Raw genomic sequence first — 24,914 nt, 5'->3', positions numbered from 1 at the left:
GGAATGAGTCATGACCAAGATTATCGCAGTAACTGCATGTCCTTCTGGCGTTGCCCACACCTATATGGCCGCCGAAGCGCTGGAAAGCGCCGCTAAAGCCAAGGGGTGGGAAGTAAAGGTTGAGACTCAGGGGTCGATCGGTCTGGAAAACGAACTGACCGCGGCGGATGTGGCAGAAGCCGACATGGTGATTCTGACCAAAGACATTGGTATTAAGTTTGAAGAGCGTTTTGCGGGCAAAACTATCGTTCGTGTCAACATCAGCGATGCAGTGAAACGTGCCGACGCCATCATGAACAAGATTGGCGCACACCTTGCGCAAACCGCATAACGGTTTGTTTGCCGGAGGGGGGGGCGACTTATCCGGCCTACTGATACGTAGGCCAGATAAGCACAGCGCCATCTGGCATCAGTTTTTCTACAGGAGTTCCTCATGACTAACCGTATCCAACGTTTAAAAAACGCTCTGTTTCAGAATAACCGCGAAATTTCGCTTGAGCGTGCGCTGCTATATACCGCCAGCCACCAGCAGACGGAGGGAGAGCCGGTTATTCTGCGGCGGGCGAAAGCCACCGCATATATTCTTGAGCACGTTGAAATATCGATTCGTGATGAGGAACTGATAGCCGGGAACCGTACCGTTAAACCGCGGGCGGGCATAATGTCACCGGAAATGGATCCTTACTGGCTGCTCAACGAGCTGGAGCAGTTTCCAACCCGTCCGCAGGACCGTTTTGACATCAGCGAAGAGGATAAACATCTTTATCGCGATGTGCTGTATCCGTACTGGGAAAAGCGGTCGATGAAAGATTTCATCAACGGTCAGATGACCGATGAGGTAAAAGCCGCTGTCCGTACGCAGATTTTTAGCGTTAACCAGACGGATAAAGGTCAGGGGCATATCATTATTGATTATCCACGCCTGTTGAATCTCGGGCTTGGCGAACTGGTAGCGCAGATGCGGGCGCATTGTCTGCAGCAGCCGGATAACCACTTTTATCAGGCTGCTCTGTTGCTGCTTGAGGCTTCGCAAAGCCACATTCTGCGTTACGCCCTGCTGGCAGAACAAATGGCGGAAAACTGCCCGGATGCGCAGCGACGTCAGGAATTGCTGACGATTGCGGAAAACTCCCGGCATAACGCCCAGCATAAGCCGCAAACCTTCTGGCAAGCATGTCAGCTGTTCTGGTACATGAACATTATTTTGCAATATGAGTCCAACGCCAGTTCGCTCTCACTCGGACGCTTCGACCAGTATATGCTGCCGTTTTATCAGACCTCGCTGACGCAGGGGGAAGATCCTGCATTCTTAAAAGAAATACTCGAATCGCTATGGGTGAAATGCAATGACATTGTACTGCTGCGATCCACCAGCAGCGCGCGCTATTTCGCTGGCTTCCCAACGGGTTACACCGCACTGCTTGGGGGATTAACGGAGAATGGTCGTAGTGCGGTAAACGTACTGTCGTTTCTCTGCCTTGATGCTTATCAGAGCGTACAACTGCCGCAACCAAATCTCGGTGTGCGCACGAACGCGTTGATCGATACGCCGTTCCTGATGAAAACGGCACAGACCATTCGCCTCGGGACCGGCATCCCGCAAATCTTTAATGATGAAGTGGTGGTGCCCGCATTTCTTAACCGTGGCGTCTCGCTGGAAGATGCGCGAGATTACGCGGTAGTCGGCTGTGTCGAGCTGTCTATTCCAGGCAGAACATACGGTTTGCACGACATCGCCATGTTTAATCTGCTGAAAGTAATGGAAATCTGCCTGCATGAGAACGAAGGCAATCGCGCGCTGACGTACGAAGACCTGTTGAAGCATATTCGTGCCAAAATCAGCCACTACATTACGTTGATGGTCGAAGGCAGTAATATCTGCGATATCGGTCATCGCGACTGGGCGCCGGTGCCGCTGCTCTCCTCGTTTATTAGCGATTGCCTGGATAAAGGGTGTGATATTACCGACGGCGGCGCGCGTTATAACTTCTCAGGCGTACAGGGGATCGGCATTGCGAACCTGAGCGATTCGCTGCATGCGCTCAATGGACTGGTATTTGAACAACAGCGCTTAACTTTTGACGAACTTTTGTCGGTGCTAAAAGACAACTTTGCTACCCCGGAAGGCGAGAAAATTCGCGCCAGGCTGATTAACCGCTTCGAAAAATACGGCAACGATATTGATGATGTAGATAACATCAGCGCCGAACTGCTGCGTCATTACTGCAAAGAGGTAGAGAAATACCAGAATCCACGCGGCGGGCAATTTACGCCGGGTTCATATACTGTCTCTGCGCACGTGCCGCTGGGTTCGGTCGTCGGAGCGACACCAGATGGTCGCTTCGCCGGGGAACAGTTGGCGGACGGAGGGCTGTCGCCGATGCTGGGGCAGGATATGCAAGGGCCGACGGCGGTATTGAAATCGGTCAGCAAGCTGGATAACACATTGCTTTCCAATGGGACTTTGCTGAACGTGAAGTTTACGCCAGCCACACTGGAAGGTGAGGCTGGTTTACGCAAGCTGGCGGATTTTCTGCGGGCATTTACCCAGCTCAAGCTCCAGCACATCCAGTTTAACGTGGTGAATGCCGACACATTGCGAGAAGCGCAGCTGCGCCCACAAGATTTCGCCGGGCTGGTGGTGCGCGTGGCGGGTTACAGCGCCTTCTTTGTCGAGCTGTCGAAGGAGATCCAGGATGACATCATTCGCCGCACCGCGCATCAGCTGTGAGGTTATTGACCCATGTGGCGAGGACGTCGCGCGTATATTCAATATTCAGCGTTACTCACTGAATGATGGACAGGGTATTCGTACGGTAGTCTTTTTTAAAGGTTGTCCGCATACCTGCCCGTGGTGCGCCAACCCTGAATCTCTCTCCCCACGTATTGAAACAGTACGGCGGGAGAGTAAATGCCTGCACTGTACACCCTGTCTACGTGATGCTGATGAGTGTCCCTCCGGTGCGTTTGAACGTATTGGTCGTGATATCTCACTGGATGAGCTGGAACGTGAAGTGATGAAAGATGATATTTTCTTTCGCACCTCTGGCGGGGGAGTGACGCTTTCCGGTGGTGAAGTGCTGATGCAAGCGCCCTTTGCCGTACGATTCCTGCAACGTCTGCGGCGCTGGGATGTTCGCTGCGCGATTGAAACGGCTGGCGATGCGCCAGCCAGTCGTTTGTTATCGCTGGCAAGAGAGTGCGATGAGGTGCTGTTTGACCTCAAAATTATGGATGTCCATTTGGCGCGTGAGACCATTAATATGAACCTGCCGCGCGTGCTGGCGAATTTACGACTAATGGTCGCTGAAGGGGTTAATGTCATTCCTCGCCTGCCGCTGATTCCGGGCTTTACGATGAATGTAGAGAACACGCAGCAGGCGTTGACGCTGTTGTCATCATTAGGCATAAAGCAGGTACACCTGCTACCGTTTCATCAATATGGCGAACCGAAATACAACCTGCTCGGATTACCCTGGTCGATGAAAGAAGTGCCCGTCCCGTCGGCGCAAGAGATAGGTTTTATACGTAAGATGGCAGAATGCGCCGGATTTCAGGTAACAGTAGGAGGATAGTATGGCCATCGCACCTGTACGATATCTGGTTGCTGTCACCGCGTGCGTAAGCGGCGTGGCCCATACTTATATGGCCGCTGAACGGCTGGAGAAACTCTGCCAGCAGGAGAAATGGAGCATCAAGATTGAAACTCAGGGCGCGTTGGGTACCGAAAATCGCCTGACGGAAGAAGATATTAACCGCGCTGATGCGGTGTTGCTCATTACCGATATTGAACTGGCAGGAGCAGAGCGATTTACGCAGAGCCGATACGTCCAGTCGGGCATTAGCGCATTTCTGCGTGAGCCGCAGCGGGTGATGAGTGCCGTGCGAAAGCTGCTTTCTGCACCACAGCACACACATCTTACTTTGGATTAGCTTTTATCTCCGTCAGCTGGCTGTGGTATTGCCGACGATATTCTGACGGCGAACGTTCGGTATTTTTGCGAAACAGGCGGCAGAAATAGTTGCTGTCAACAAACCCACAGGTGTGCGCCACTTCTTTGATCTTCAGCTCATAACCCTTCAGCAGCGTTTTCGCGTGTTCCAGTCGCGTGTGATTCAGGTATTCGTTAAACCCGATAGCGCCCGTTTTTTGAAACAGGTGGGAGAGGTAATTAGGTGAGATGTAAAACGCCTGCGCGACGGATTCTCGGGTGAGCGGCGAAGCGTAGCGTTCATCAATATAGTCGCGAATGGCTTCGAAAAGCGCCTGACTGCGTGATGCGGTCTGGATCTGGCTGCCCAGCAGATCGCGGCAGTGGCTCAGTAAGCTCGCAACGATTAGCCTTGCGGTTTGTTGCTCCTGCGGTTGCATCTGCATTTCATTGAGCGTTTGCAGCAGGAAAGAGCCAATTCGTGGCCCACGCCGCGCGACGTGCTGGCGGGTAAGATTATGATATTGCTTGCCGTCCCACTGGACGATGCTGAAACCCAGTTGCTGTTTGCCGAACAGAATGCTGAGCGTGGTGACCGGTGTGAGCCACTGCGGAAAGTTCCAGCCGCCAGCCGGAACGAATATCACATCGCAAGGCAGTAACGTCGCGGATGCGCCAGCAACTCCGTTATCGGTGAACTCACCTTCCAGCACAATTTCCAGCCGGGGAAAATCGACCTGATACGCCAGCTCCGGCGTTGAGCTACTGGTGCTGGCAAAATAAACCTGGCGCAGCGGCGTGGGGCCGTTAATCAGGCGGGAGAGAAGATGGCTGACGTCGTGATACATGTTAATCCCTTGCAGGCAGCAGACAGGGGAAACAGTAACCGCCATCATAAAAAAAGGCCACTCTTTAAGAGTGGCCGATACGAGTATTACTGATTACCGATTTGATCGCCGTACGGCAGGCTATCGTAATCAATCAGGGCATTCTTTTTGTACGGATTGCCAATCCAGCGGGTCGTCTCTTTGAACTGCGGGCTGGTAATGGATCGGGTCGGATCAAACCCGTCGTAGGTGAAGCCCGCTAAATCAGACCAGGTGTGGATAAGCTCTGAGCTGCTGTATTTACGGCTCACATACTGAGAAAAATTACGCGGGTGTGCGGCCTGCCATTTTTCAGAGGTCCACAGCAGGAACGGTACCGTATACATATGGCGCGTCGGGTTGTCTTCATTACGACCCTGCGTTTTATGCGGTGGCGTATCGTATACCTCCTCCCCGTGATCGGAGAAGTAGAGCAGGAAGCCGTTCGGATCGGTCGCTTTATAGTCTTTGATCAGAGTGGCAATGATATGGTCATTGTAGACATTCGCGCTGTCGTAATCGTTGTATGCTTCCAACTGATCATCATCCAGGCCGGGGGGAACGTTGTCGACATTGTTATCGAATTTACCCTGACCATCCGGATAGCGGAATTTGTACTTAATATGCGTACCCAGCAGGTGCACGATGATGAACTTTTTCGGTGCCGGGTCGGCCAGTACTTCTTTAAATGGCGCCAGCACATTGCTGTCATATTCGCGCGCACTTTGCGTACGCTGCTGATTCATATAGAACTGCTTATCCGTCTGCTTAGAGAACACGGTCAGCATGGTGTTGCGAGCCGTCATCGTCTGCTGATTGGTGATCCAGAAGGTTTTATAACCTGCCTGTTTCATCATATTCATCAGAGACGGTTGAGTCAGGTACAGGTCCGGATTCTTCTCGTTGGCGAAGGTCAGCGCCTGCTGCAGGATTTCAATGGTGTACGGACGTGACGTCACGACATTATTGAATACGGTGAAGTTAGGATCGGATTTATGCAATGCATCCAGTTCTGGCGTCGTTTCGCGCGGGTAACCATACAGGCTCATGCGACCACGCTGCGTTGACTCGCCAATGACCAGCACCAGCGTACGTGGAGCATCGCCGGAGTTATCTTTGAAGTTAGCCAGTGGCGGCAGGGCATTGTTCTCATTCAGCAGGCTATTGAGTGAGGTCAACTGCTGACGGTACTGATAATACCCGGAGATGAATTGCCACGGTGCGGCAGGCTCCATACGTGAGGCGAGACCATCCAACGTTTTTTCAAACGGCTTGTGTTTGATGAAAGTGTTAACGGCTATCGGATGCAGAATCAAACCGTACAACAACGCAAACGACACCAGATAGCGCCAGGGCGATGGAATATGAACAGGGCGCAGACGCGTCCACAGCAGAATAGCGATAGCTGTATAGGCCAGGGCGATAAGAACAATTTTTAGGCTGAAATACTGGCTGAGATATTCGCTGGCTTCGTTCGCATTGGTTTCAAACATCACATACAGAACGCTTTGCGAGAACTCTTGTCCGTAGATGACGTAATAGCTCAGAGCAGCCAGCGAGGCCGCCCATAGCACTACGCCAATGACGGCAGCAATAATGCGGATACGGTTTGGAAATAAAAATACCGGGATCAACCACAGCGAACTGAATAGCAAGGAGTCGCGTAAACCTGTAGAACCGCTGTAGCCGCTAAAGTAGATAACGCCCTGCAGTAATGAGGAAAAAAACCAAAAATAGAGGAGCGCCCAACCCAGGGCTTTCCAGCTAAATTTAGGTTTAGACTGGAGTTGTAAGGATTGCATAATGTGAGCCTGTCTTTAATCGTAGCGCCAAGAGTAGCGACTTAATATTAAGAGGAACTTAAGCATCAAGATCTTAGGATCGTGTTTTGCTGTTGATATATTCACAATGTGAATATATTCAGGCGGGAATATATTGAAAAAGAAGCGGTTATGACAGCAGTTTTTGTTGTCGCCTTCGTACAATAGCACGAAGGCGACGAGGGGGGACGAGGGGGGACGTTAGCCTGTATTACGCATGCCGGCTGCGACACCAGCGATTGTCACCATCAGCGCTTGTTCAACGCGCGGATCCGGTGCATTGCCTTGCTCTTCCGCCAGGCGTGAGCGGTGTAACAGCTCAGCCTGTAAGACATTCAGCGGGTCAGTATAAATATTTCTTAACTGAATGGACTCGGCAATCCACGGCAGGTCGGCCATCAAATGTGAGTCGTTGGCAATCGCCAGCACGACATCGATATCGGCTTCCAGGCGCTGACGCAGCTCTTCACCCAGCGGCCACAGCTCTTTTTTGACCAGGCGCTGATCGTAGTATTCTGCCAGCCACAGGTCTGCTTTGGCGAAAACCATTTCCAGCATGCCAAGACGTGTGGAGAAGAATGGCCAGTCGCGGCACATTGCTTCGAGTTCGCTTTGCTTACCGTCTTCAACCACTTTTTGCAGTGCGGTGCCTGCACCCAGCCATGCTGGGAGCATCAGGCGGTTCTGCGTCCAGGCAAAAATCCACGGAATGGCGCGCAGAGACTCTACCCCGCCGGTTGGGCGACGTTTTGCCGGACGTGAGCCGAGCGGTAATTTACCCAGTTCCTGCTCTGGCGTTGCGGAGCGGAAGTAAGGGACGAAGTCTTTGTTTTCACGTACATATCCACGATAGAGCTCACAGGAAATATCGGAAAGCTCATCCATGATATGACGCCAGTTATCTTTCGGCTCTGGCGGCGGTAACAGGTTGGCCTCCAGAATTGCTGCGGTATACAGCGACAGGCTGCTGATGGTCACTTCCGGCAGGCCGTACTTAAAGCGGATCATCTCCCCTTGTTCTGTCACGCGCAGACCGCCTTTCAGGCTGCCTGGTGGTTGAGAAAGCAGCGCCGCATGCGCAGGCGCGCCGCCGCGACCAATGGAGCCACCGCGACCGTGGAACAGCGTCAGTTCGATACCGGCTTTTTCGCAGGTTTTGATCAACGCGTCCTGCGCCTGATATTGCGCCCAGGAGGCCGCCATCACGCCTGCATCTTTTGCGGAGTCAGAGTAGCCAATCATGACCATCTGTTTGCCCTGAATAAAGCCACGGTACCAGTCAATGTTCAGGAGCTGGGACATGACGTCATCGGCGTTGTTGAGGTCGTCCAGCGTTTCAAACAACGGGGCAACCGGCATAGCAAAACCGATACCGGCCTCTTTCAGCAGCAGATGTACGGCCAGTACATCCGATGGCGTTTTCGCCATTGAGATAACATAGGCGGCAATAGAGCCATACGGGGCTTCAGCAATGACCCGGCAGGTGTCGAGCACTTCGCGGGTGTCGTTGCTCGGCTCCCAGTTACGTGGGAGCAGCGGACGCTTGGAGTTCAGCTCGCGGATCAGGAAAGCCTGTTTATCCGCTTCCGACCAGTTTTCGTAGTCGCCAATGCCCAGATAACGGGTCAGTTCGCCAAGGGCTTCAGTGTGACGGGTGCTTTCCTGACGAATATCAATACGTACCAGCGGTACGCCGAAACATTTCACGCGGCGTAGGGTGTCGAGCAATTCGCCATTGGCGATAATGCCCATGCCACAGGCCTGCAGAGACTGATAGCACGCATATAGCGGGTCCCAGAGCTGTTCGTTTTGGGTGAGAAGTCCCGCAGGTTTCGGTAATTTCTCGCCTTTCAGACGGGCTTCCAGCCAGGCCTGGGTTGCCATCAGACGTGAACGCAGGGTTTTCATCAGATAACGATAAGGTTCTGCTGCGCCTTCTTCGCCCACCAGCGCCAACAGTTCCGGTGTGGCATCCACCATCGACAGCTCAGAAATCAGAAACTGAATGTCTTTCAGGAATAGATCGGTCGCTTTCCAGCGGCTGAGTAGCAGCACGTGACGGGTGATATCCGCCGTTACGTTCGGGTTGCCATCGCGGTCGCCGCCCATCCAGGAGGTAAAGCGAACCGGGACAAAATCAACGGGCAGCTTATAGCCCAGATGCTCTTCCAGTTGTTCGTTCAGCTCGCGCAGATAGTTTGGTACGCCTTCCCACAGGCTATTTTCAACCACTGCGAAGCCCCATTTGGCTTCATCAACCGGGCTTGGGCGCAGCTTGCGGATTTCATCCGTATGCCAGGACTGGGCAATCAACTGGCGCAGACGGCGCATCAACTGATGGCGCTCGTAATCGACGAGGTCTTTGTTATCAAGTTGCTTGAGACAGGCGTTCACTTCACCCATTTTATGGATCAGCGTACGGCGGGTGATCTCGGTCGGGTGGGCAGTGAGAACCAGCTCCAGGGAGAGAGATTCGACGGCTTTTTTGATGGTGGCTTCATCGAGGTTGGGCTGCTCTTTCAGTTTACGCAGAGTGCGAGCAATCACTTCCGGGTTGCTGGCTGCTTCGCCTTTTGGCGAAATGCTGTGGTACTGCTCGGCGGTGTTGGCCAGGTTCAGAAACTGGCTAAACGCGCGGGCAACCGGCAGTAGCTCGTCGTTAGACAGGTTTTGCAGCGTAGTGAGCAGCTCCTGGCGATTGACTTCATTGCCGGCGCGGGATGATTTGGACAACTTACGGATTGTTTCTACGCGGTCAAGAATGTTCTCTCCCAGCGCATCCTTGATGGTCTCCCCCAGCACTTTGCCGAGCATACTGACATTACTACGCAACGCGGAATATTGTTCGTTCATATTAACCCAGACACCCCATCTTTAATTTATGCGTCCTGTATCTTTCGCGCAACATCGGCGTTGGCTGCGCTCGCCCACCCGTCACTTACTTATGTAAGCTCCTGGTATGAGCTCGCTTGCCGCCTTGCTATGACACGAAATCTCTCGGACTTTGTTTGTTAGCCGTCTTTTATAAAGCCACGTAAAAGTCGTGACGTCAATTGCTGCGAAATCGGTTCAGCAAACGAAAAAATGACGGGAATTTACGTTATTTAATTCACATCGAATCAAATAAGCTTTGCTTATGGAAATGTTAATAAATTACCTCGCTTACCACTAAAGGGTTAGCGAGGCGATAAGCGGTTAATGCCAGCAGAAATGATGCACAACCTGGGTGATCAATTCGCGGGTTGGCTTAATAAAACGAGTTTCAAGATACTCATCCGGCTGATGCGCCTGATTAATGGAGCCAGGCCCTAACACCAGCGTCGGGCAAAGCGTCTGGATAAACGGCGCTTCGGTGCAGTAGTTCACCACTTCTGTCTGTGCGCCCAGCAGTTTCTCAACCACTTGTACCAGTTGATGATCCGGTGGGCACTCATAGCCTGGAATTGGCGGATGCAGCTCCGACACCGTCAGGCGACCCGGCCAGCGCTCGCTGACCGGGGTCAGCGCGTCGTTAAGTAAGCCATTGAGATCGTTAAGCGTCATGCCGGGCAGTGGGCGAATATCCATATGCAGCTCGCAACAGGCGCAGATTCGGTTGGCGGCGTCGCCGCCGTGGATGTGACCCAAATTTAATGTCGGATACGGGACGGTAAAAGCATCATGGTGATAGCGCTCTTTCAGGTCATCGCGCAGATTCATGATATGGCCGATGGCATCATGCATCAGTTCAATGGCATTCACGCCACGAGCCGGATCGCTCGAATGACCCGATTGTCCCAAAATGCGAATCGCATTAGAGATATGACCTTTGTGCGCGCGGACAGGTTGCAAAGAAGTGGGTTCGCCAATGATCGCGCAGTCCGGGCGTAAAGCGGTGGTTTCAGAGAAATAACGCGCTCCCGCCATGCTGGTCTCTTCATCGGCAGTGGCCAGAATGTATAGGGGCTTTTTCAGTTGAGTGACGTCGACGTCACGCAGCGCGTCGAGGATAAAGGCGAAGAAGCCTTTCATATCTGCCGTACCCAAACCGTAGAGCTTATTGTCATGCTCGGTCAGGGTGAACGGATCGCGCGTCCAGCGTCCGTCGTCAAAGGGGACGGTATCGGTATGGCCCGCCAACAACAAACCACCGGCTCCCTGTCCAATGCTTGCCAGCATATTGAATTTATTGCGCGTGTCGGGAACCGGCTGGACCTCCACATTAAAGCCTAAATCTTTGAACCAGTCCGCCAGCAGAGTGATTAAACCTGCATTACTTTGGTCGAGCGCTGCTTCGGTGGCGCTAATCGACGGCATGGCAATCAGAGCGCGGTATATCTCGAAAAATGGCGGTAAATTGTTTTTCATTGTTGACACACCTCGGGTCATGATAGTATCAATATTCATGCAGTATTTGTGAATAAAAATACATTAACGTTGAGCGTAATAAAACCCACCAAGTGTAAGGTGAGGTGATAAAGGCTTATATCTGGCAACAGAATCTAAGAAGGTGAGCAGCCCCGATGTTGAATACGCTGATTGTGGGCGCCAGTGGCTATGCCGGCGCAGAGCTTGTGACCTATGTAAATCGCCATCCTGATATGACCATAACCGCTTTGACCGTCTCAGCGCAAAGCAATGATGCAGGAAAATTAATCTCTGATTTGCATCCGCAGTTGAAAGGCATTGTCGATTTACCGTTACAGCCAATGTCAGATATCAGCGAGTTTAGCGCAGGGGTGGACGTTGTGTTCCTCGCAACGGCGCATGAGGTGAGCCATGACCTGGCCCCGCAGTTTTTGCAGGCAGGATGCGTGGTGTTTGACCTCTCGGGCGCGTTTCGCGTAAACGACGGCGCGTTCTATGAAAAATATTACGGCTTTACCCATCAGCATCCCGACCTGCTGGAGCAGGCGGTTTATGGACTGGCGGAGTGGAGCGCAGACCAACTGAAAGACGCGAATCTGATTGCCGTGCCGGGTTGCTACCCGACGGCGGCACAGCTGTCGCTGAAACCACTGATTGATGCCGGGCTGCTGGATCTCAGCCAGTGGCCCGTAATTAACGCCACCAGCGGCGTGAGCGGCGCGGGACGTAAGGCGGCTATTTCCAACAGCTTTTGTGAGGTGAGCCTGCAGCCGTATGGCGTGTTTACCCATCGCCATCAGCCGGAAATCGCTACTCACCTTGGTGCGGAGGTGATCTTCACCCCGCATCTGGGCAACTTCCCGCGCGGAATTCTGGAAACCATCACCTGCCGTTTGCAAGCGGGCGTAACCCATGCGCAGGTGGCTCAAACGTTGCAACAGGCGTATGGCGATAAGCCACTGGTGCGTCTGTATGACAAAGGCGTTCCGGCGCTGAAGAACGTGGTTGGCTTACCGTTCTGTGATATCGGGTTTGCCGTACAGGGTGAGCACCTGATCGTGGTGGCAACTGAAGACAACTTATTGAAAGGCGCGGCGGCACAGGCGATGCAGTGCGCAAATATTCGTTTTGGCTTTGCTGAAACGCAGTCTCTTATTTAAGGGTGCAACGATGAATCCATTAATTATCAAGCTGGGCGGCGTTTTACTGGATAGCGAAGAGGCGCTGGAGCGTCTGTTTACCGCACTGGTGAATTATCGTGAGTCGCACCAGCGACCGCTGGTCATTGTGCACGGTGGCGGCTGCGTGGTTGACGATCTTATGAAGCAGCTGAACCTGCCGGTGAAAAAGAAAAATGGTCTGCGCGTCACGCCAGCCGATCAAATTGACATTATTACCGGCGCCCTGGCGGGAACAGCGAATAAAATCTTACTGGCCTGGGCGAAAAAGCATCACATCGCATCCGTGGGTCTGTATCTTGGTGATGGCGATAGCGTAAAAGTGACGCCGCTCGATAAAGCGCTGGGTCATGTTGGACTGGCGCAGCCGGGTTCGCCTAAGCTGATTAACACACTGCTGGAAGGCGGTTTTCTGCCGGTAGTTAGCTCTATTGGTGTTACTGAAGACGGACTGCTGATGAACGTTAATGCCGATCAGGCGGCAACGGCGCTGGCGGCAACGCTGGGTGCGGATCTGATCCTGCTCTCTGACGTAAGCGGTATTCTGGATGGAAAAGGCCAGCGTATTGCCGAAATGACCGCCGCGAAAGCGGAACAACTGATTGAACAAGGTATTATTACTGACGGCATGATCGTGAAGGTCAATGCGGCGCTGGATGCCGCGCGCACGCTGGGTCGCCCTGTGGATATTGCCTCCTGGCGTCATGCCGAGCAACTTCCGGCGCTGTTTAACGGCATGCCAATTGGCACGCGGATTTTAGCGTAAACTATTTTGTACCCGATGGCGGTTACGCCTTATCGGGCCTACGTGAACCGAACCTGTACGCCGGATAAGCTAAGCGCCATCCGGCGTTGATATTCAAGATATTAAGGAAGCAAGTTATGGCACTTTGGGGTGGGCGTTTTACACAGGCAGCAGATCAGCGGTTCAAACAGTTCAACGACTCGTTGCGTTTTGACTACCGCCTGGCAGAACAGGATATTGTCGGCTCTGTGGCCTGGTCTAAAGCGCTGGTAACGGTCGGCGTACTAACTGCCGATGAACAGCTGCAATTGGAAGAGGCGCTGAACACTCTGCTGGAAGAGGTTCGCGTTAATCCGCAGCAGATCCTGCAAAGCGATGCCGAAGATATTCATAGCTGGGTGGAAGGTAAGCTGATTGATAAAGTCGGCCAGCTTGGTAAAAAACTGCATACCGGACGTAGCCGTAATGACCAGGTCGCCACCGATCTTAAACTGTGGTGTAAAGACACGGTTATTGAATTACTGTCGGCCAACCGTCAGCTGCAAAGTGCGCTGGTGGTGACGGCAGAGAATAACCAGGACGCCGTCATGCCGGGTTACACCCACCTGCAACGTGCGCAGCCGGTGACGTTTGCTCATTGGTGTCTGGCCTATGTCGAAATGTTGGCGCGTGACGAGAGCCGTCTGCAGGATTCGCTCAAGCGTCTGGACGTCAGTCCACTGGGCTGCGGCGCGCTGGCGGGTACGGCGTATGAAATCGATCGCGAGCAGCTGGCCGGTTGGCTGGGCTTTGCCTCGGCGACGCGTAACAGTCTGGACAGTGTTTCTGACCGTGACCACGTGCTGGAGTTACTCTCCAACGCTTCTATCGGCATGGTGCACCTGTCGCGTTTTGCTGAAGACCTGATTTTCTTTAATACCGGCGAAGCGGGCTTTGTCGAGCTGTCCGATCGTGTAACTTCGGGTTCATCTCTGATGCCGCAGAAGAAAAACCCGGATGCGCTGGAGCTGATCCGTGGCAAATGCGGTCGCGTGCAGGGTGCGCTGACCGGCATGATGATGACCTTAAAAGGTCTCCCGTTGGCATACAATAAAGATATGCAGGAAGACAAAGAAGGGCTGTTCGATGCGCTCGACACCTGGCTGGACTGTCTGCATATGGCTGCGCTGGTGCTGGATGGCATTCAGGTGAAACGTCCGCGTTGTCAGGAAGCAGCGCAGCAGGGTTATGCTAACGCCACCGAGTTGGCGGATTATCTGGTAGCAAAAGGCGTCCCGTTCCGCGAAGCACACCATATTGTGGGTGAGACGGTGGTCGAGGCGATTCGTCAGGGCAAACCGCTGGAAGCGCTGTCGCTTGCTGACTTACAAAAGTTCAGTCAGGTGATTGGCGATGACGTTTATCCGATCCTCTCGTTGCAATCGTGCCTGGATAAACGTGCGGCGAAAGGCGGCGTGTCGCCACAGCAGGTGGCGCAGGCGATCGACTACGCGAAGGCGCGGCTGATTTAACGTCGGTAATAAAAGAGGCCATCCTGAGGGATGGCCTTGTCATGTTTCTATTCTGGATAGCAGTTTACGGACGATAAATCTCAAATTCCTGGGCGACGTTATTGTCGGTGCAGGTACTTAAGGTGACATAACCGTCGTTACCCACCGTCATACAACGTTGCGTGCCTTCCTTCTGTGAGACGAACTTGTTGTTTTGCCAGGTCCATGTCTGATTTTTGTTGGTATCAGTCGGGGTGTGGCAGGTGTAAGAAATAATATTTCTGCCTTCAACATTATAACCGTTTTGAATATCCAGGCAGCTCTGGCTATTGCCAATTACCAGACGTTCACGGGCATCAAATTTAAAGGTCTGGTTGTTGGAGCCGGAGCAAGCATAGGTGAACAAACGATCGCCATTCCGGATTTGACCGTTTTTGACATCCAGGCAGAGGTTGTTTTTCCGTGATTTATAAACACCGGTGACGACCTCTTTTTCATCTGCGTGAGTAAACGGCGCAAATACTTGGCTGTATGCGTACATCGGTGCCTGCTGTGCGGTCATACCGCTGTGCTCCGGGCTGACCTGCTTCGCCACGCCCGGCTGATCGCGTGCCATTGACCACGCGCCAATCATGCCGAGGTTGCGTTTTTTCGCGTCGTCCATCACCAGTTTCGCATCGGACAGATAGAACACTTCGCCCTGTACATCGTTGTAACCGATCATCGGGGTGGTGCCCATCATGGCGTTGATCTCTTTGTCAGATTTCTCTGGCCAGATTTTTTTCAACTGGGTGAACATGTTGTCGATGGCGGACGTGGCGCATTTACCGTGGATGTTCTGCCCTTCGGTACCGTCTGACTGGCAGACGGCATTACCGTAGTCCATGGTCATTACGTTAATACCAGCCAGCTCAACGCCGACATGGCGCGCATTTTCCAGCACATACAGACCTTCAGCCGTCAGACCGGTCGGCAGAATTGGCAGGGTGTACCAGATCCCGACTTTGCGACCTTCCTCTTTCCACTGAGCCTGAACCTCTTTTACTGCCTGGTTGCGGCGATCGATGGAATCCTGATCGGCCACCCATGTGCCTTCGATGTCAAAATCCAGCACGTTCAGGTTCAGGTTATCAACAATGTCGTAGTAGAGTTTTTGCAGATCTTTCACATTCTTACAGGCAGCCGCCAGCGGGGAGTTATTCGCTCCGCCAATGGAAACCATCACATCGCCACCGGCTTCACGCAGCGCTTTTATTTTGCTGTACTGTGAGTAATCCTGCAGATTATAGGCCGTACCCCAGGTTGGGATGCACTGCTCGCCGCTTTTCGCGACGACAAACGCCATGGTGAAGTGGGTAATGTTTTGCTCTTTCGCCAGTTTCGCCAGATCCGGAATGCTGTTCAGGCTAAAGTCGACGTATGGTGCATAAACGTGGGCAGGCCATGGATTCTTCGGCGTCCCTACGCGCTCTTTGGTGCCAGTCCAGTTGGTATAAATCGCCCATGGGTTTTTATCATACGGCATAACGCCTTTGACTTTCGTCTGAGCGACATAAGGTATCCCTTTGTGGACCGCCAGTTTGCCAGGTTCGTAAAGCGCAATGGAGTTGATCTGTGGGGCATTATTAAATTGTTCCTGGGTGAATTCGACCGTTGGACCTAATGGTTTCCACGGACGGCCATTGGTGCCGGTCGGGTTCTGGTTACCTGCAATAGAAGGGTTATCGCCAACGGTATAGTACAGTGCTTCATAAGACTGTCCGTCAACTTTGACCTCATCCCCTTTGTTGTAAACCTGGCTGGAACGCCAGTCGGGTACTGGCGTATAGAGTTTCCACGGGTTGTCGGCACCTGGGGTAAAGGAATAAGCCGGAATGGGCCTGGACGCTTCATATGTCACATCCTTATAAGCGACAATATCATCTTTGGCATAATCTTTTTCTGCGCTGAATGCGTCGTGGGCAACAGGCGTGGCGCTCCCGGATTCACAAGTGGTTGGGTTGCCATATTGATCGATTTCCGCTTTTGTGGCATCGCGCACATAACTCCACGGATTATCCCAGTTTTCAGCTGACGCGCCCTGTGGGCAATTATCGGCATTTACATACCAGCGGTTACTATAAACTTTACTGTCAAAAATAACTTCAATGGTGTTTCCACCTGACTGACCGCTCCAGGCTTCCAGGGCGAATGCGTTTGCGGCGCACGACATCAGACCTGCCGCGAGAAAATATCGCGAAATAGTATTGAGTTTCATAAAAGATTCCATTCGATAAATATTAGAAAAATATGGGTGAATGTACTCTAAATAATTAGAGTGGCGAAGAAACGAGTGTTCTTGCGATTTGCCATATATTGAATATCGCGCGGTTATTATTTATGAACCTGATAGGGCGTCAAATATATAAATGATACAAAATGTTTTTGATTATTTTAATTTAATATGATTTTAATTTAAATAATCGAATGGAAATATCTAATTTATATTTTGTATATATTTTTTTGAATGTATTCGCGCGGGCGCAAAAAAAATGCGGACTCAAGGTCCGCAAAAGTTCACGTTGGCTTTAGTTATTTCGAGTATGAGAGAAACTCTCAAAACGGACAGTAGCTTCAAGGGTTAAAGGGGTACCGTTCCGTTTCTGTGGTGCATTATTAAACAGAAAGCTTGATAGGGATAATCGTTCGTTGCTATTCTACCTATCGCTACGAACTATCGTGGCGATGGAGGATGAATAATGAATATTCGTGATCTTGAATACCTGGTGGCGCTAGCCGAACATCGTCACTTCCGACGAGCGGCAGACTCCTGTCACGTTAGTCAGCCAACGCTGAGCGGACAGATCCGCAAGCTGGAAGATGAGCTTGGCGTCATGCTGCTGGAGCGTACGAGTCGCAAAGTGCTGTTCACTCAGGCAGGTTTACTGCTGGTGGATCAGGCGCGCACCGTGCTGCGCGAGGTCAAAGTGCTCAAGGAGATGGCAAGCCAACAAGGCGAGACAATGTCTGGACCGCTGCATATTGGTTTGATCCCAACGGTGGGGCCATACCTGCTGCCGCATATTATTCCTATGTTGCACCAGACCTTCCCAAAACTGGAAATGTATCTCCATGAGGCGCAGACGCATCAGCTGTTGGCGCAACTGGATAGCGGTAAGCTCGACTGCGTCATTCTGGCGCTGGTGAAAGAGAGTGAGGCGTTCATCGAAGTACCGTTATTTGATGAGCCTATGCTGCTGGCGATCTATGAAGATCACCCATGGGCAAACCGCGACTGTGTGCCGATGTCCGATCTGGCGGGTGAGAAACTCCTGATGCTAGAGGATGGCCACTGCCTGCGCGATCAGGCGATGGGCTTCTGCTTTGAAGCGGGTGCCGATGAGGATACCCATTTCCGGGCGACCAGTCTGGAAACGCTGCGTAACATGGTGGCGGCAGGCAGCGGTATTACCTTACTGCCTGCGCTGGCCGTGCCGCCGGAGCGTAAGCGTGATGGCGTTGTCTATCTGCCCTGCATCAAGCCTGAACCGCGCCGTACGATTGGCCTGGTGTATCGTCCAGGTTCGCCGCTGCGCAGCCGTTATGAACAGCTGGCAGAGGCCATCCGTGGGTCAATGGATGGCCATTTCGACAGTGCGTTAAAACAGGCGGTTTAAGCCATTTAGCGCTGCTACCCGATAGGCTTCCGCCATGGTTGGGTAGTTAAAGGTGGTGTTAACGAAGTATTCGATGGTGTTACCACCACCTTTTTGCTCCATTATCGCCTGACCGATGTGAATAATTTCGGCCGCGCGTTCCCCAAAGCAGTGGATCCCCAGAATCTCTTTCGTTTCGCGATGGAACAGGATCTTCAGCGTTCCGACACTCATACCCACGATTTGCGCACGTGCCAGATGTTTAAACTGGGCGCGGCCAACCTCGTATGGAACTTTCATGGCCGTGAGCTGCTGCTCGGTTTTCCCGACGGAGCTGATTTCCGGAATGGTATAAATTCCGGTCGGGATATCTTCGATCAGATGCGCGGTAGCTTCGCCTTTTACCAATGCCTGGGCGGCAATGCGTCCCTGATCGTAGGCCGCCGATGCCAGACTCGGATAGCCGATCACATCTCCTACGGCATACACGTGCGGCAGCGCCGTCTGGTACATGCTGTTGACCTTCAACTGTCCGCGGCTGTCGGTTTTCAGCCCAATATTTTCCAGCGCCAGCGAATCGGTATTACCGGTACGGCCATTGGCGTACAACAGGCAGTCGGCTTTCAGTTTCTTACCGGATTTCAGATGCATGATGACGCCGTCATCGCAACCTTCAATCTTCTCGTACTCTTCGTTGTGGCGAATGACCACTCCGCTGTTCCAGAAGTGGTAAGAGAGCGAGTCGGACATCTCTTGATCGAGGAACGCAAGCAGACGATCGCGGGTGTTGATTAAATCGACTTTGACGTCCATTCCACGGAAGATCGACGCATATTCGCAGCCAATTACTCCTGCGCCATAAATCAAAACATGGCGGGGTTCATGGTGCAGGCTCAGGATAGAGTCGCTGTCATAAACCCGGGGATGGGAAAAGTCGACATCCACCGGATGATAGGGGCGTGAACCACAGGCGATGATGAACTTATCCGCGGTCAGCGTTTCCACCGTGCCGTCGTGGCATTCAAGGGCGAGTGTGTGTTCATCAACAAAACGGGCATTTCCCTGCAAAATTTCACAGTGGTTGCGCTCGTAAAATCCTTGCCGCATACGCGTTTGCTGATTAATAACGTTATCAGCGTGGTTGAGAATATCGGCGAAAGAAGAACGAAGGAGTCGGGAGTGGTCGCTGTAAAGTGGGTTCTGATTGAATTCAATAATACGGCTGACGGCGTGGCGGAGGGCTTTCGACGGGATGGTCCCCCAGTGGGTACAGCCTCCGCCGACGTTATGATAGCGCTCAATCACCGCGACGCGCGCTCCTTGCTTAACCAGACCCATTGCAGCGCCTTCGCCGCCGGGACCGGAACCTATTACTATTGCATCGTAATCGTAGGAATGTGACATGGTCAGGCTTACCTGTTCTTATACATAAAAGCAACAGAATAGTAACATCGTTGTCGGGATAACCCAATTATCGTTGTGCTTTTTTGCGAACTCGAAGCACAAACTGCGCGTAAACAATCATTCACAAAGCCATGCCAACCGCCTAATCTCTGGTATAGTGCCAGCAAGGTATGTGGAAGGATTCAGACATCGTGATGGGCGTTAGAGCGCAACAAAAAGAAAAAACCCGGCGTTCGCTGGTAGAAGCCGCATTTAGTCAACTCAGCGCTGAGCGTAGTTTTGCCAGCCTCAGTTTACGCGAAGTCGCTCGTGAAGCGGGCATTGCGCCAACCTCGTTTTATCGCCATTTCCGCGATGTGGATGAACTCGGCCTGACGATGGTGGATGAGAGTGGTTTGATGCTGCGTCAGTTGATGCGTCAGGCGCGTCAGCGTATCGCGAAGGGCGGGAGTGTGATCCGCACCTCGGTCTCAACATTTATGGAGTTCATCGGCAACAATCCCAACGCCTTCCGTTTATTATTGCGCGAGCGTTCGGGAACCTCCGCGGCGTTTCGCGCAGCGGTCGCTCGTGAAATTCAGCACTTCATTGCGGAACTTGCGGACTATCTCGAACTCGAAAACCATATGCCTCGTGCGTTTACTGAAGCGCAGGCCGAAGCCATGGTCACCATTGTGTTCAGCGCCGGGGCAGAAGCACTGGATGTTGGCGCCGAGCAGCGTCGACAGCTGGAAGAACGGCTGGTATTGCAACTGCGCATGATCGCGAAGGGCGCATTTTATTGGTACCGCCGTGAACAAGAGAAGATGACGCATCACTCCGAGTAACGAGAAGGACGAGCAATGAAACAGTCAGGTCAAGATAAAGGTACGCTGCTGCTGGCGCTGGTTGCTGGCTTATCGATCAATGGCACATTTGCGGCGCTGTTTAGCTCCATTGTGCCATTCTCAGTATTCCCAATTATTTCGCTGGTGCTGACGGTTTATTGTCTGCATCAACGCTATCAAAATCGTACGATGCCTGTGGGGTTACCGGGCCTGGCCGCCGCCTGTTTTATTCTCGGCGTTCTGTTGTACAGCACTGTGGTGCGCGCTGAATATCCGGATATTGGCTCAAACTTCTTCCCAGCGGTTCTGTCTGTGATTCTGGTGTTCTGGATCGGCTTTAAAGTGCGTAACCGTAGACAGGAAATCGTGGAGTAATATTTGTAGGCCGGGCAAGCGAAGCGCCCCCGGCCAGGACATCATTTACCTGGCGGTCAGTAATACTCCGCACTCCATATGGTGCGTATACGGGAACTGATCGAACAGAGCCAGGCGTGAAACATTGTGCGTCTGGCTTAACGTTTCCAGGTTCTTACACAATGTCTCCGGGTTACAGGAGATGTACAGAATTCGCGGGTACGCCTGCACCATTTTCTCTGTTTCGCTGTCCAGACCGCTGCGCGGTGGGTCAACGAAAATGGTTTCACACTGGTAACTCTTCAGATCGATTCCCTGCAAACGGTTGAACTCGCGAACCCCGTTCATCGCCTGAGTAAACTCTTCGGCCGCCATGCGGATAATTTGTACGTTATCAATATGGTTAGCCGCAATGTTGTATTGCGCAGCAGCCACGGACGGTTTAGCGATTTCAGTGGCCAGCACGCGGTTGAAGTTTTGTGCGAGGGCTAACGAGAAATTGCCATTGCCGCAGTACAGCTCAAGCAGGTCGCCTTTTGATCCCCTGGTGACATCAATCGCCCATTCCAGCATCTGAATATTCATGGCGGCATTCGGCTGGGTGAAGCTGTTCTCAACCTGGCGGTAGATAATCTCTTTACCCGCAACCGGCAAGCGTTCGTCAATGTAATCCTGGTCCAGCTCGATTTTGGTTTTGGTTGCCCGGCCAATCAGATGCACGTTCAGGTTTTGCGCCCGTAACGCATCCCGCAGCGCTTCAGCTTCCTGACGCCATTCATCATCCAGCTTTTTATGGTACAGCATCGATACCACCGCCTGATCGCTCAGGGTAGTGAGGTAATCAATCTGGAACAGTTTGTGGCGCAGGACGTGGTTGTTGCGAACACCGTCGATCATTGCCGTCATCAGCGTGTTGATAAGCTCGCTGGCCGCCGGGAAACTGTCGACGCGGATACGGCTTTTGGTCTGGCTGTCGAACATGATGTGGTACAGATCATCCCCGTCATGCCACAGACGAAATTCCGCGCGCATACGGTAGTGGCTGACCGGCGAGCGAAACACTTCCGGAGCCTGTGCATAAAATGGCGTCATTAAGCTCTGCAGACGCACTACTTTTTCAGCTAACTGGGCGTCGTACTGTTCTGTCGGAAGGTGTTCGGGGGTCATGATGCGTCCTGAAAAATAAAAGTACGCGGGGATTGTAGGGATTGCTCAACAGATGTCCAGTCATTGATGATTTCCGATATTGTGATGCGCGGTCTGGACACCAGGTTGTAACAAACTGTAGCATCCGTTTTCCGGTCCTGTGAGTTAAAAGGGAATCCAGTGTGAATCTGGAGCTGACGCGCAGCGGTAAGGAAGGTAGGGGATGAGCGCACCTGGTGCAGACACTGCGGCTTGCCGTGGGAAGTCATCATCTCTTTAAGTTGCCTCCAAGCCCGAAGACCTGCCGGCTAACGTCGCATCTGGTTTTCATCATCGCGTACTATCGGTGGGACCTGCGGCATCCTTCTTATATTGTGGATGCTTTACAATGATTAAAAAAGCTTCGCTGCTGACGGCGCTCTCCGTCACGGCATTTTCTGGTTGGGCGCAGGATTCAGGCCCGGATACCCTTGTCGTTACAGCTAACCGTTTTCAACAACCGGTAAATACCGTGCTTGCGCCAACGGATATTGTTACCCGCGAAGATATTCAGCGCTGGCAGTCAAAAGATCTTAATGACGTGATGCGCCGTCTTCCTGGGGTAGATATCTCACAGAGCGGCGGAATGGGAAAAAGTTCCTCTCTGTATGTTCGCGGCACCGAAGCGCGGCATGTCCTGGTACTGATTGATGGTGTGCCGATGGCGCGGGCGGGCATTAGTAACGCGATTGATATTGGCCAGCTCCCGGTATCGTTGGTGCAGCGCATTGAATACATTCGCGGACCGCGTTCAGCGGTGTACGGCTCCGGCGCGATTGGCGGCGTCGTCAATATCATTACGATGAGCAATGACGATAAATCGCAGATCAATGCCGGTATGGGAACGGATGGTTACCAGACCTATGATGGCATCATAAATAAACGGTTTGGCGATACGATCGTAACGGCTGCCGGGGCATATGAGACGACCAGGGGCTTTAACATTCAGCCTGACTCTCCCTATCGCGGTGACAGTGACCGGGACGGCTACCGCAACAAGCTGTTCTGGGGAGGCGTACAGCATAAGTTTAACGATAACGTCTCTGGGTTCTTTCGCGGCTATGGCTATACGGCGAATAGCGATTACGATCAGGGTTCATATGGCTATGTTGGCGGCAATGATGAAGCTCAGAATTACACTCAATCCTGGGATACTGGCCTGCAATACAGTTCTGGCATCTATTCTTCTCAGCTGATCGCCAATTATCAGCACCTGAAAGATTACAACTACAGCAACGAGCTCGGTCGGTATGCGGGGGATGCCTCGCTGGATAACATGGAGCAACGTTATATTCAGTGGGGTAATAGTGTTGAAGTTGGGCACGGGGCGGTTAACGGCGGGGTTGACTGGAAACAGGAAAAGCTGACCTCCAGCAGTACAACGAAGGCCGATACTTACAAACGTGATACCACCGGACTCTATCTGACCGGGCAGCAGCAAATCGATAGCGTCACGCTGGAAGCTTCTGGCCGTGAAGATCATGATGAGCAGTTCGGCTGGCATGGGACATGGCAGACCGCTGCGGGCTGGGAGTTTGTTGATGGCTATCGGGCGACTCTCTCCTATGGCACGGGTTTCCTGGCGCCGTCCCTTGGGCAGCAATATGGCGCGACGCGTTTTGCATCGTCTTATGGGCCTGGCATTGCCGCCAACCCAAATCTGAAGCCGGAAGAATCCAGGCAGTGGGAGGCCGGTATTGATGGACTGACCGGGCCGCTGGATTGGCGTCTTTCTGCATATCATTATAAAGTTCAAAACCTGATCGATTATAAAGATAACCAGTACGTCAATCTGAAGTCAGCCACCATTAAAGGTCTGGAGTGGACTGGAAATATCACCACTGGTCCGGTAGATCACCACCTGACGCTGCAATATGTCGATCCGCGTGATGATGAAACTAATAAGGTTCTCTATCGCCGTGCTAAGCAGCAGGTAAAGTATGAGCTGACCGGGCAAATCTTTGAACTCGGCTGGAATGTAATGTATCAGTACCTCGGCGAGCGTTACGATAACGACTACGACAATAAGAGAGATGTAAAAATGGGTGGGGTTAGCCTGTGGGATCTTGGCGTGTCATATCCAATCACCTCACAGCTGACAGTTCGTGGTAAAATCGCCAACCTGTTCGATAAAGATTACGAGACAGTTTATGGCTACGCAACTGCAGGACGGGAATACACCTTGTCTGGCAGCTACACTTTCTGATCCGCGCCCCACTGTGCTGGTGTTTGATTCCGGCGTCGGTGGGTTGTCGGTCTATGACGAGATCCGGCGTCTTCTGCCGGATCTCCACTATATATACGCTTTCGACAACGTCGCCTTTCCTTATGGAGAGAAGAGCGAGGAGTTTATCGTCGAACGTGTTGTTGAGATTGTGACTGCGGTCCAGCAGCGCTATCCCCTCTCTCTTGCGGTCATCGCGTGTAATACAGCAAGCACGGTATCGCTCCCTGCATTACGTGAGAAATTTGCCTTTCCGGTTGTGGGCGTGGTGCCTGCTATTAAACCGGCGGCGCGACTCACGGCGAATGGTGTGGTGGGACTGCTGGCTACGCGTGCAACGGTGAAGCGTTCATATACCCATGAGTTGATTGCACGGTTTGCTAACGAATGTCAGATAGCGATGCTGGGTTCCGCTGAACTGGTGGAACTGGCGGAAGCGAAGCTGCACGGTGAAACCGTTTCTCTGGAAGAACTGCGTCGTGTCCTGCGCCCTTGGCTGCGGATGTCGGAACCACCTGACACGGTGGTGCTCGGATGCACCCATTTCCCTCTATTACGGGAAGAACTTTTACAGGTCCTGCCTGAGGGGACGCGGCTAGTAGATTCTGGTGCCGCGATTGCGCGTCGTACGGCCTGGTTATTAGAACATGAAGCGCCAGACGCGAAATCAACTGATGAGAATGTCGCATTCTGCATGGCAATGACGGCAGAAGCCGAACAATTATTGCCCGTGCTGCAGCGTTATGGCTTTAAGACGCTCGAAAAACTGGCTGTTTAGGCTGTTTTGGTGGAAAAGTAGGCACTCGGAAGATTATTTTAAATTTCCCCTTGTCAGCCTGAAATAACTCCCTATAATGCGCCTCCACTGACACGGAACAACGGATTGCACGCCGCCGGGTCAGCGGGG

The 24,914-nt window shown here is 52.5% G+C and carries 19 protein-coding genes and 1 riboswitch; of the genes, 12 read left to right on the top strand and 7 right to left on the bottom strand.

The features are described 5' to 3' along the window. Positions 1 to 10 precede the first annotated feature (10 nt). From HV243_RS23485 to HV243_RS23470, 4 genes are all read left to right on the top strand, one after another. On the top strand, positions 11 to 331 hold the full coding sequence (locus HV243_RS23485; protein ID WP_016155279.1) for a PTS fructose-like transporter subunit IIB: 321 nt from the start codon (positions 11 to 13) through the stop codon (positions 329 to 331). Positions 332 to 433: 102 nt separating this feature from the next. Next, positions 434 to 2,731 (top strand): formate C-acetyltransferase, encoded by a 2,298-nt coding sequence (locus tag HV243_RS23480; RefSeq protein ID WP_053388898.1) that lies wholly within the window; start codon positions 434 to 436, stop codon positions 2,729 to 2,731. Beyond that, on the top strand, positions 2,697 to 3,575 hold the full coding sequence (locus tag HV243_RS23475; protein WP_053388897.1) for a [formate-C-acetyltransferase]-activating enzyme: 879 nt from the start codon (positions 2,697 to 2,699) through the stop codon (positions 3,573 to 3,575). The genes HV243_RS23480 and HV243_RS23475 overlap by 35 nt, the downstream gene beginning before the upstream one ends. Position 3,576: 1 nt before the next feature. Then, positions 3,577 to 3,933, top strand: a complete 357-nt coding sequence (locus tag HV243_RS23470; RefSeq protein WP_016155282.1) for a PTS fructose-like transporter subunit IIB — start codon at positions 3,577 to 3,579, stop codon at positions 3,931 to 3,933. Here the strand turns inward: HV243_RS23470 and HV243_RS23465 are convergent. From HV243_RS23465 to argE, 4 genes are all read right to left on the bottom strand, one after another. Beyond that, positions 3,920 to 4,780 carry an AraC family transcriptional regulator gene (locus tag HV243_RS23465; protein ID WP_049269724.1) on the bottom strand — a complete coding sequence of 287 codons (861 nt, stop codon included), beginning with the start codon at positions 4,778 to 4,780 and terminating at the stop codon, positions 3,920 to 3,922. The two genes, HV243_RS23470 and HV243_RS23465, sit on opposite strands and share 14 nt — an antisense overlap. An 86-nt stretch (positions 4,781 to 4,866) precedes the next feature. Continuing rightward, positions 4,867 to 6,600, bottom strand: a complete 1,734-nt coding sequence (locus HV243_RS23460; protein WP_053388896.1) for a phosphoethanolamine transferase CptA — start codon at positions 6,598 to 6,600, stop codon at positions 4,867 to 4,869. 219 nt (positions 6,601 to 6,819) lie between these two features. Next, on the bottom strand, positions 6,820 to 9,471 hold the full coding sequence (gene ppc, locus HV243_RS23455) for a phosphoenolpyruvate carboxylase (RefSeq protein ID WP_016157932.1): 2,652 nt from the start codon (positions 9,469 to 9,471) through the stop codon (positions 6,820 to 6,822). 342 nt (positions 9,472 to 9,813) lie between these two features. Then, on the bottom strand, positions 9,814 to 10,965 hold the full coding sequence (argE, locus tag HV243_RS23450; protein ID WP_053388895.1) for an acetylornithine deacetylase: 1,152 nt from the start codon (positions 10,963 to 10,965) through the stop codon (positions 9,814 to 9,816). Positions 10,966 to 11,120: 155 nt separating this feature from the next. Between argE and argC the strand changes: the two genes are divergently transcribed. From argC to argH, 3 genes are all read left to right on the top strand, one after another. Further along, positions 11,121 to 12,125, top strand: coding sequence for an N-acetyl-gamma-glutamyl-phosphate reductase (gene argC, locus HV243_RS23445; protein WP_016155287.1), 1,005 nt, complete (start codon positions 11,121 to 11,123; stop codon positions 12,123 to 12,125). Between the two features lie 10 nt (positions 12,126 to 12,135). Next, the gene (argB, locus tag HV243_RS23440) at positions 12,136 to 12,909 is read left to right on the top strand and encodes an acetylglutamate kinase (protein ID WP_053388894.1); all 774 of its coding nucleotides are present in this window, start codon (positions 12,136 to 12,138) and stop codon (positions 12,907 to 12,909) included. Between the two features lie 116 nt (positions 12,910 to 13,025). After that, a complete protein-coding gene (gene argH / locus HV243_RS23435) occupies positions 13,026 to 14,399 on the top strand; it encodes an argininosuccinate lyase (protein WP_046276416.1) in 1,374 nt (457 codons plus the stop codon). A 64-nt stretch (positions 14,400 to 14,463) separates the two neighbouring features. Here the strand turns inward: argH and HV243_RS23430 are convergent, their stop codons facing one another. Continuing rightward, on the bottom strand, positions 14,464 to 16,635 hold the full coding sequence (locus HV243_RS23430) for a ricin-type beta-trefoil lectin domain protein (RefSeq protein ID WP_131351667.1): 2,172 nt from the start codon (positions 16,633 to 16,635) through the stop codon (positions 14,464 to 14,466). A 481-nt stretch (positions 16,636 to 17,116) separates the two neighbouring features. On the opposite strand from HV243_RS23430, the gene oxyR reads away from it, so the two are divergent. Further along, positions 17,117 to 18,034, top strand: coding sequence for a DNA-binding transcriptional regulator OxyR (gene oxyR, locus HV243_RS23425; RefSeq protein ID WP_003028858.1), 918 nt, complete (start codon positions 17,117 to 17,119; stop codon positions 18,032 to 18,034). Here the strand turns inward: oxyR and sthA are convergent. Next, positions 18,017 to 19,417 (bottom strand): Si-specific NAD(P)(+) transhydrogenase, encoded by a 1,401-nt coding sequence (gene sthA, locus HV243_RS23420; protein WP_016155291.1) that lies wholly within the window; start codon positions 19,415 to 19,417, stop codon positions 18,017 to 18,019. The genes oxyR and sthA overlap by 18 nt on opposite strands. 191 nt (positions 19,418 to 19,608) lie before the next feature. Between sthA and fabR the strand changes: the two genes are divergently transcribed. Together fabR and HV243_RS23410 are read left to right on the top strand one after the other, a co-directional pair. Then, the gene (gene fabR, locus HV243_RS23415; RefSeq protein ID WP_003028862.1) at positions 19,609 to 20,244 is read left to right on the top strand and encodes an HTH-type transcriptional repressor FabR; all 636 of its coding nucleotides are present in this window, start codon (positions 19,609 to 19,611) and stop codon (positions 20,242 to 20,244) included. A gap of 15 nt (positions 20,245 to 20,259) precedes the next feature. Continuing rightward, the gene (locus HV243_RS23410) at positions 20,260 to 20,619 is read left to right on the top strand and encodes a YijD family membrane protein (protein WP_016155292.1); all 360 of its coding nucleotides are present in this window, start codon (positions 20,260 to 20,262) and stop codon (positions 20,617 to 20,619) included. Between the two features lie 45 nt (positions 20,620 to 20,664). On the opposite strand, the gene trmA is transcribed toward HV243_RS23410, so the two are convergent. Continuing rightward, the gene (gene trmA / locus HV243_RS23405; protein ID WP_047357751.1) at positions 20,665 to 21,765 is read right to left on the bottom strand and encodes a tRNA (uridine(54)-C5)-methyltransferase TrmA; all 1,101 of its coding nucleotides are present in this window, start codon (positions 21,763 to 21,765) and stop codon (positions 20,665 to 20,667) included. A 115-nt stretch (positions 21,766 to 21,880) separates the two neighbouring features. Then, positions 21,881 to 22,068, top strand: a riboswitch (cobalamin riboswitch). Between the two features lie 64 nt (positions 22,069 to 22,132). On the opposite strand from trmA, the gene btuB reads away from it, so the two are divergent. Together btuB and murI are read left to right on the top strand one after the other, a co-directional pair. After that, complete coding sequence (btuB, locus tag HV243_RS23400; protein WP_046276417.1) at positions 22,133 to 23,989, top strand: TonB-dependent vitamin B12 receptor BtuB; 1,857 nt, start codon at positions 22,133 to 22,135, stop codon at positions 23,987 to 23,989. Next, on the top strand, positions 23,934 to 24,785 hold the full coding sequence (murI, locus tag HV243_RS23395; RefSeq protein WP_016157938.1) for a glutamate racemase: 852 nt from the start codon (positions 23,934 to 23,936) through the stop codon (positions 24,783 to 24,785). Before btuB ends, murI begins: the two co-directional genes overlap by 56 nt. The last annotated feature ends 129 nt before the right edge of the window (positions 24,786 to 24,914 follow it).

It is taken from the genome of Citrobacter sp. RHBSTW-00599 (genome assembly GCF_013784065.1).
GTDB classification, from domain to species: domain Bacteria; phylum Pseudomonadota; class Gammaproteobacteria; order Enterobacterales; family Enterobacteriaceae; genus Citrobacter; species Citrobacter braakii.
Note: the sequence above shows the minus strand (reverse complement) of the source record. Positions and strands in the feature narration are given on the sequence as shown.

What these genes read in the sequence shown, in the direction of transcription:
- HV243_RS23485 (WP_016155279.1), top strand. Translation starts at nt 11, where the DNA reads ATGACCAAGATTATCGCAGTAACTGCATGTCCTTCTGGCGTTGCCCAC.
- HV243_RS23480 (WP_053388898.1), top strand. Translation starts at nt 434, where the DNA reads ATGACTAACCGTATCCAACGTTTAAAAAACGCTCTGTTTCAGAATAAC.
- HV243_RS23475 (WP_053388897.1), top strand. Translation starts at nt 2,697, where the DNA reads ATGACATCATTCGCCGCACCGCGCATCAGCTGTGAGGTTATTGACCCA.
- HV243_RS23470 (WP_016155282.1), top strand. Translation starts at nt 3,577, where the DNA reads ATGGCCATCGCACCTGTACGATATCTGGTTGCTGTCACCGCGTGCGTA.
- HV243_RS23465 (WP_049269724.1), bottom strand. Translation starts at nt 4,780, where the DNA reads ATGTATCACGACGTCAGCCATCTTCTCTCCCGCCTGATTAACGGCCCC.
- HV243_RS23460 (WP_053388896.1), bottom strand. Translation starts at nt 6,600, where the DNA reads ATGCAATCCTTACAACTCCAGTCTAAACCTAAATTTAGCTGGAAAGCC.
- ppc (WP_016157932.1), bottom strand. Translation starts at nt 9,471, where the DNA reads ATGAACGAACAATATTCCGCGTTGCGTAGTAATGTCAGTATGCTCGGC.
- argE (WP_053388895.1), bottom strand. Translation starts at nt 10,965, where the DNA reads ATGAAAAACAATTTACCGCCATTTTTCGAGATATACCGCGCTCTGATT.
- argC (WP_016155287.1), top strand. Translation starts at nt 11,121, where the DNA reads ATGTTGAATACGCTGATTGTGGGCGCCAGTGGCTATGCCGGCGCAGAG.
- argB (WP_053388894.1), top strand. Translation starts at nt 12,136, where the DNA reads ATGAATCCATTAATTATCAAGCTGGGCGGCGTTTTACTGGATAGCGAA.
- argH (WP_046276416.1), top strand. Translation starts at nt 13,026, where the DNA reads ATGGCACTTTGGGGTGGGCGTTTTACACAGGCAGCAGATCAGCGGTTC.
- HV243_RS23430 (WP_131351667.1), bottom strand. Translation starts at nt 16,635, where the DNA reads ATGAAACTCAATACTATTTCGCGATATTTTCTCGCGGCAGGTCTGATG.
- oxyR (WP_003028858.1), top strand. Translation starts at nt 17,117, where the DNA reads ATGAATATTCGTGATCTTGAATACCTGGTGGCGCTAGCCGAACATCGT.
- sthA (WP_016155291.1), bottom strand. Translation starts at nt 19,417, where the DNA reads ATGTCACATTCCTACGATTACGATGCAATAGTAATAGGTTCCGGTCCC.
- HV243_RS23410 (WP_016155292.1), top strand. Translation starts at nt 20,260, where the DNA reads ATGAAACAGTCAGGTCAAGATAAAGGTACGCTGCTGCTGGCGCTGGTT.
- trmA (WP_047357751.1), bottom strand. Translation starts at nt 21,765, where the DNA reads ATGACCCCCGAACACCTTCCGACAGAACAGTACGACGCCCAGTTAGCT.
- btuB (WP_046276417.1), top strand. Translation starts at nt 22,133, where the DNA reads ATGATTAAAAAAGCTTCGCTGCTGACGGCGCTCTCCGTCACGGCATTT.
- murI (WP_016157938.1), top strand. Translation starts at nt 23,934, where the DNA reads ATGGCTACGCAACTGCAGGACGGGAATACACCTTGTCTGGCAGCTACA.